This is a genomic window from Streptomyces sp. NPDC050528, from assembly GCF_044457795.1.
Classification (GTDB): Bacteria; Actinomycetota; Actinomycetes; order Streptomycetales; family Streptomycetaceae; genus Streptomyces.
Genome location: NZ_JBITHH010000030.1, coordinates 1 through 6,412, shown reverse-complemented (window position 1 = coordinate 6,412; position 6,412 = coordinate 1). Strand labels below are relative to the sequence as shown.

Genomic DNA, 6,412 nt, shown 5'->3' with positions numbered 1-6,412 from the left:
TTCACCAACCCACCCTGCGTCACCCCCACACCCTTCGCCACCCCACTCGACCCCGACGTATACATCACATACGCCAACCCACCCTGATCCACCACCACCACCGGCAACTCGACCGCGGAGTCCTCGCCCAACGACTGCGGATCGTCCAGCCACACCACCGACACACCCGCCAAGGCGTCAGCCAGACCATCGGCCGAGTCCTCCAGCCCGTCCCGGCGGGCAAGCACCACATCGGCGCCGGCATCCGCCAGCATGAACGCGATCCGCTGCGCCGGAAGTTGCGGGTCGATCGGCAGGTATGCCGCCCCCGCCTTCCACACCGCGAAAATCGCGGTGATCACGTCCACCCCACGCGGCAGACACAACCCCACCACCGACTCCGCGCCAACACCCCGACCCACCAGACACCGAGCCAGCCGATCCGCCGCCGCATCCAACTCCCGATACGACACCTCTTCCTCGCCGACGATCACCGCCACCGCATCCGGGGCCGCGGCAACCTGACGTTCGAACAATTCAAGAACAGTCGCTGCCGTACTCTCCACGGCAGTGTCGTTCCACCGCACCAGCAGCTGCTCCCGCTGCTGGTCGTCAAGCAGGTCGACCTCGTGCAGCCGCACCTGCGCGGCCGCAGTCACCGTCTCCAGCACCTTCAGGAACCAACCCGCCATCCGGGACGCGGTCGATTCGTCGAACAGGTCCGCCGCGACGATCACCGACCCGCGCAGCCCGGCGGGGCGGCCATGGGCGTCGAACGTCTCCTCCGCGGTCACTTCCAGATCGAACCTGGCGTTCGCCATGGTGGTGAAGCCGGTCGGTGACGCAGGCCGGCTTCCGGTGTGTGCCTCGGGAAGATCGACCATGCCGCGCTCGGTGTTCTGCACCGTCAGCATCACCTGGAAGAGCGGATGCCGCCCCAACGACCGCGCCGGAGCCAACTCCTCCACCAACCGCTCGAACGGCACGTCCTGATGCTCCAACGCACCCAAACTCGCCCCCCGCACCCGACCCAACACCTCAGCAAACGTCGGATCCCCCGACAAGTCCGTACGGACCACCAACGTATTGACGAAGAACCCGACCAGATCATCCAACGCCTCGTCATTACGCCCCGCCACCGGGAACCCGATCGGGATGTCCATGCCAGCGCCCAGCCGCGACAACGTGACCGCCAACGCCGCCTGCAACACCATGAACACCGTCACACCCTCAGCACGAGCCACCCCCACCAACCGCTCATGCACCCCAGCCGACACCCGCAACGACACCGCATGCCCACGATGACTCGCCACCACCGGACGCGACCGGTCATACGGCAACGCCAACTCCTCCGGCACCCCCTCCAACACCCCCCGCCAATAACCCACCTGCACCGACAACAAACTCCCCGGATCAGACCCCTCCCCCAACAACTCCCGCTGCCACAACGCATAATCGGCATGCTGTACGGGCAGAGGGCTCCACCGCGGTGATTCGCCCCGCAGGCGTGCCGCGTACGCCGCTGAAAGATCCCGTCCCAACGGGTTCATCGACCAGGCGTCACTGGCGATGTGATGCGTCACCACCACCAGCACATACTCGTCAACCCCACCGGACACGTCCCCATCGGCACCAACCCCGAACAGCCACGCCCGGATCGGGACCTCCGCCGACAGGTCGAACACATACCCGTTCGCCTCGGCCACCACCTCAGGCAGCCGCTCCGGGCTCACCCGAGAAACCTGCAACCCCCAGTCCAACTCCCCAAGCTCAAGAATCCGCTGATACGGCTCACCGTCAACCGTCGCGAAAACCGTCCGCAACGACTCATGCCGACCAATCACATCCCGCAACGCCGCATCCAACGCCGCCACATCCAAGTCGCCGCTGAGGCGACCCATCACCGGGATGTTGTACAGCGGGCTGGGCCCCTCCAACTGCCCCAGGAACCAGAGCCGTTGCTGCGCGAACGACAACCCAACACGCTCCGGACGCACCCCCGCCCGCAACGCCAACCGCGCCCCACCCACACCCGGGCCAGCCAGCCAACCCGCCAACCCCGCCACCGTAGGAGCCTCGAACAGCGCCCGCAGCGGCAGCTCCACACCCAAAACCGCCCGTACCCGCGACACCAGCCGCACCGCCAACAGCGAATGCCCACCCAGCTCGAAGAAGTCGTCGTCCACCCCCACCGACTCCAGGTGCAGCACCTGCGCGAACACCGCGCACAGGATCTCCTCCTGCACCGTGACCGGACCCCGCCCCGTGCCCCCGGCCTGGTCCGGCACCGGCAAAGCCCGGTGATCCAACTTGCCGTTCACCGTCAACGGCAGCCCATCCAGGACCACCACAGCCGACGGCACCATGTACTTCGGCAACCGCTGCTCAGCATGCATGCGAAGCACACCGGGCAACCCCTCACGAACCGCGCCTTCGACCGGCACCACATAGGCGACGAGCCGCTTGTCACCAGCCGTGTCCTCCCGGACGATCACCGCAGCCTGGCCCACCCCCGGATGAGCCTGCAACACCGCCTCAACCTCACCGGGTTCGATCCGGAACCCACGAACCTTCACCTGCTCATCCACACGACCGACGAACACCAACTGCCCGTCCGCCATCCACCTGACCAGGTCACCGGTCCGATACATCCGCTCACCGGCACCGAACGGACACGCCACAAACCGCTCCGCCGTCAACCCCACCCGCCCCACATAACCCCGCGCCACCCCAGCACCCGCCACATACAACTCGCCGACGGCACCGGGCGGCACCGGGTCAAGGCCGTCGTCGAGCACGAACAGGCGAGTGTTGGCGAGCGGTGTCCCTATCGGCACGGGACCGCTTCGTTGTGCGGGGTCCAACCGGCCGGCGGTCGCGTCGACGGCGCATTCGGTCGGACCGTAGACGTTCCACACCGGGATCGGGCCGGCCGGCCCCGTTTCGGCACCAGCACTCTGCCGCGGCAGCCGCTCCCACAGACGTTGGGACAGCTCCGCGGACAACGCCTCACCGCCGCAGAACAGCAGTCGCAGGGCGTCGCAATCGCTCCAGCCCGGCTCGTCCACGAGCAACTGCAACAGCGTAGGTACGACCTGGAGAACCGTGACCCGCTGCTCGGCCACGAACCGGACCAGCGCGGCCGGGTCCCGGTCGGCGGCCTTGGGCGCCAGCACCAGACCGGCGCCGCTGCCCAGCGCGGCAAAGACCTCCCACGCGGCGGCGTCGAAGTTCAACGACGTTCGCTGCAGGACCCGGTCGTTCCCGCCCAGCCCGCACTGGCGCACCGTCCACATCACGAGATTTGCGATCCCGGTGTGGGTGACCATCACGCCCTTGGGCGTTCCCGTGGTGCCCGAGGTGTAGATCACGTACGCCGGGCTGTCCCCAAGGAGCACGCCGGCTCGATCAGCGTCGGTCACATCGGACTCGGAGAACCGCGCCAAGGCGGCGACAGTCTCCGGCTCGTCGAGGACAAGACACTCGACGCCACCCCGCAACACGCCACACGCGTCCCCACTGGCCTGCGTGGTCACCACCAGTACGGCACCGACATCGCGTAACAGGAACTCGGCCCGTGCTGCCGGCAGCTCCGGATCAACGGGCAGATACGTTCCACCCGCCTTCCACACCGCCAGGATCGCCACGAAGATCTCCACCGAGCGAGGCAACGCCAGCGCCACCACCCGCTCGGGCCCGACACCCCTCTCGATCAGATACCGCGCCAAGCGATTTGCGCGGGCGTCCAACTCCCGGTACGACACCTCCACCCCGTCAGCCACCACCGCCACCGCATCCGGGGTGCTCCTGACCTGAGCCTCGAACACACCAGGAAAGGTCTCGCCGGATGTCTCCAGAGCGGTGTCGTTCCACTGATGCAGCACCTGGTCCAGCTGCTGGGAGTCCAGGATGTCTATTGCCTGCAGTGGAGTGTCGAGGCCTTCGTCCGGGGTGTCACCCAGCGCGGTGACGAGGTTTTCCAGCGTGGTGCACAGCAACCGTCCCACCGCGTACGGATCGACCGCGTCGACCGCTTGGACGCTCAGGCTCAAGCCGCGAGTGCCCAGATCGTCGACGGACATGGTCAGCGGATAGTGGGTCCGCTCCTGGGAGAAGACACTCCGGATGCCGGCCTCCCGGTCCGGAACGGCATCTTCGGCCTGCCCCGCGCGATCCCGCTCTACGTGGCGGTAGTTGAACAATGACGTGAACAGGGGCGTGTTCTCCGCGATGCCGCTGGCCTGCTGCGCCAGCACCAGCGGTGCGTGCTCGTGCTCCAGCAATGCCGCGAGCTGGGACCGCATCTGCTCCACCGCAGCGCGAACCCCGACCTGATCAGTCCGCACCCGCACCGGCAACGTATTGATGAACGGACCCACCACCCGGTCGGCACCAGCACCAGCGTTCATCCGCCCGAACAACACCGTGCCGAACACCACGTCATCACGACCCGAGACCGCTGCCAGCACCCGCGCCCACGCGACGTGCAACACCGTGGCCACGCTCACGCCCAACTGCCGCGCCACATCCCGTAGTTGGTCGACCAGCTCTTGCGGCACCGGCACCAGCCCGCTCACCGTCTTCGCTCCGTCACCGCGGACGTCCATCAGTCCGTACGGCGCGGTCGGCTCGGTCACATCCCCCAGCAGCTCGGCGAAGAACCGCTCATGCTCCTCACGGGAAACACTCCGAGCCTGAGCAATGAAGTTCCGGAACGGCAACGGCGGCGCCAGTTCGGCGTCCCGTCCGGTGAGAATCGCCCGCAACTCCCCGAGCAGCACATCCATGCCCTGCTGGTCCTGCACCATGTGGTGCATTCGCAGGAGTCCCAGCCAACGCCCGCCCTCGACCTGGGCGATGTGCAGATCCATCAGCGGCGGCCGCCCCAGATCCATCCCCGAGCCCACCAACTCGACCAACGCCGCCGCCGGATCAGCCTCGGCACCGTCGAGGACATGGGTCACCACCGGCAGCACGGTCTGCCGCCACACCACCTGTACCGGCTCGCTCAGCCCTTCCCACACCACCGCCGTGCGATAGATGTCGTGCCGGTCCACCACCTGCTGCCAGGCCTGCACGAACCGGTCAAGCAGTGCTCGGGCATCGAACTGCAACACCATCACCGTGACGTACGGGTCCTGACGTCCGTCGGCAGCCATCAAATGGTGGAAGAGCAGGCCTTCCTGCAGCGGGGCCAGCGGGTACACGTCCGCGATGTTCGCCGCGCCGCCCTCGACCCCGGCAACGATCCGCTCCACATCAGCATCGGACAACTCCACCAACGGCAGCATGTCGGCCGTGATCCGCTCCGCCCCCACCGGAATCAGATTCTCCGGCACCACCACCGACTCAACCGCCACCGCCCCAGCCAACCCCGCCGGCGTCGGCGCCTCGAACAACGCCCGCACCGACACCGACACACCCCGCCCACGAAGCCGCTCCACCAACCGCACCGCCAACAACGAATGCCCACCCAACCGGAAGAAGTCGTCATCCACCCCCACCTGGTCGAGCCCCAGGACCTCGGCAAACACCTCGCACAAAATGGCCTCGGTCGCATTGGCCGGAGCCCGGCCCCCGCCCGCACCCGCGGCGTAATCCGGTGCCGGCAGCGCCCGCCGGTCCAGCTTCCCGTTCACCGTCAACGGCAGCCCATCCAGGACCACCACAGCCGACGGCACCATGTACTCCGGCAACCGATGCCTGGTGTACTCCCGGACCGCGCTCAACAGTTCGTCATGGGGCGTGTCGGAGGGAATGTCAGAGGAGACGACATAGGCGACGAGTCGTTTGTCACCGGGAATGTCCTCGCGGGCGATCACCGCGGCCTGGGCGATCTCCGGGTGAGCCCGCAGAACCGTCTCGACCTCGCCGGGTTCGATCCGGAACCCACGGACCTTCACCTGCTCATCAGCCCGGCCGACGAACACCAACTGCCCGTCCGCCGTCCACCTCATCAGGTCACCGGTCCGATACATCCGCTCACCCGACCCGAAGGGGCAGGCCACGAACCGCTCCGCCGTCAGCCCAGCGCGCCCCACGTAACCCCGCGCCAGCTGAACACCCGCCACATACAACTCACCCACCACACCCACCGGAACCGGCGAGAGACCGTCATCCAACACATACAGACGGTTGTTCGCCGTCGGCCCACCCACCGGCACCGGACCCGGCCGGTCCGTATCCACCACCCCTGTAGTCACGATCACCGTGGACTCCGTCGGCCCATAGGTGTTGACCATCCGGCGCCCCGGCGACCAAGCCCGGGCCACCACCTCACTCACCGCCTCCGCACCCACCACCAACGACTCCACCCCCGCCAAATCCCCCGGCTCCAGCACCTCCAACAACGACGGCACCACACTCGCCGCCCTCACCCCCAACAACCCACCCAACAAACGCGGCTGAACCCGCTCCTCCTCACCCGCCACCA

At 67.4% G+C, this 6,412-nt stretch carries 2 protein-coding genes; one reads left to right on the top strand and one right to left on the bottom strand.

Going from position 1 to position 6,412, the window contains the following annotated elements:
* A partial coding sequence (locus tag ACIBK4_RS50415) for an amino acid adenylation domain-containing protein (RefSeq protein ID WP_399006952.1) occupies positions 1-6,293 on the bottom strand: 6,293 nt, incomplete at its 3' end.
* Here ACIBK4_RS50415 and ACIBK4_RS50410 point away from each other — a divergent pair.
* Positions 6,214-6,387 (top strand): hypothetical protein, encoded by a 174-nt coding sequence (locus tag ACIBK4_RS50410; protein WP_399006954.1) that lies wholly within the window; start codon positions 6,214-6,216, stop codon positions 6,385-6,387. The two genes, ACIBK4_RS50415 and ACIBK4_RS50410, sit on opposite strands and share 80 nt — an antisense overlap.
* Positions 6,388-6,412: the final 25 nt, after the last annotated feature.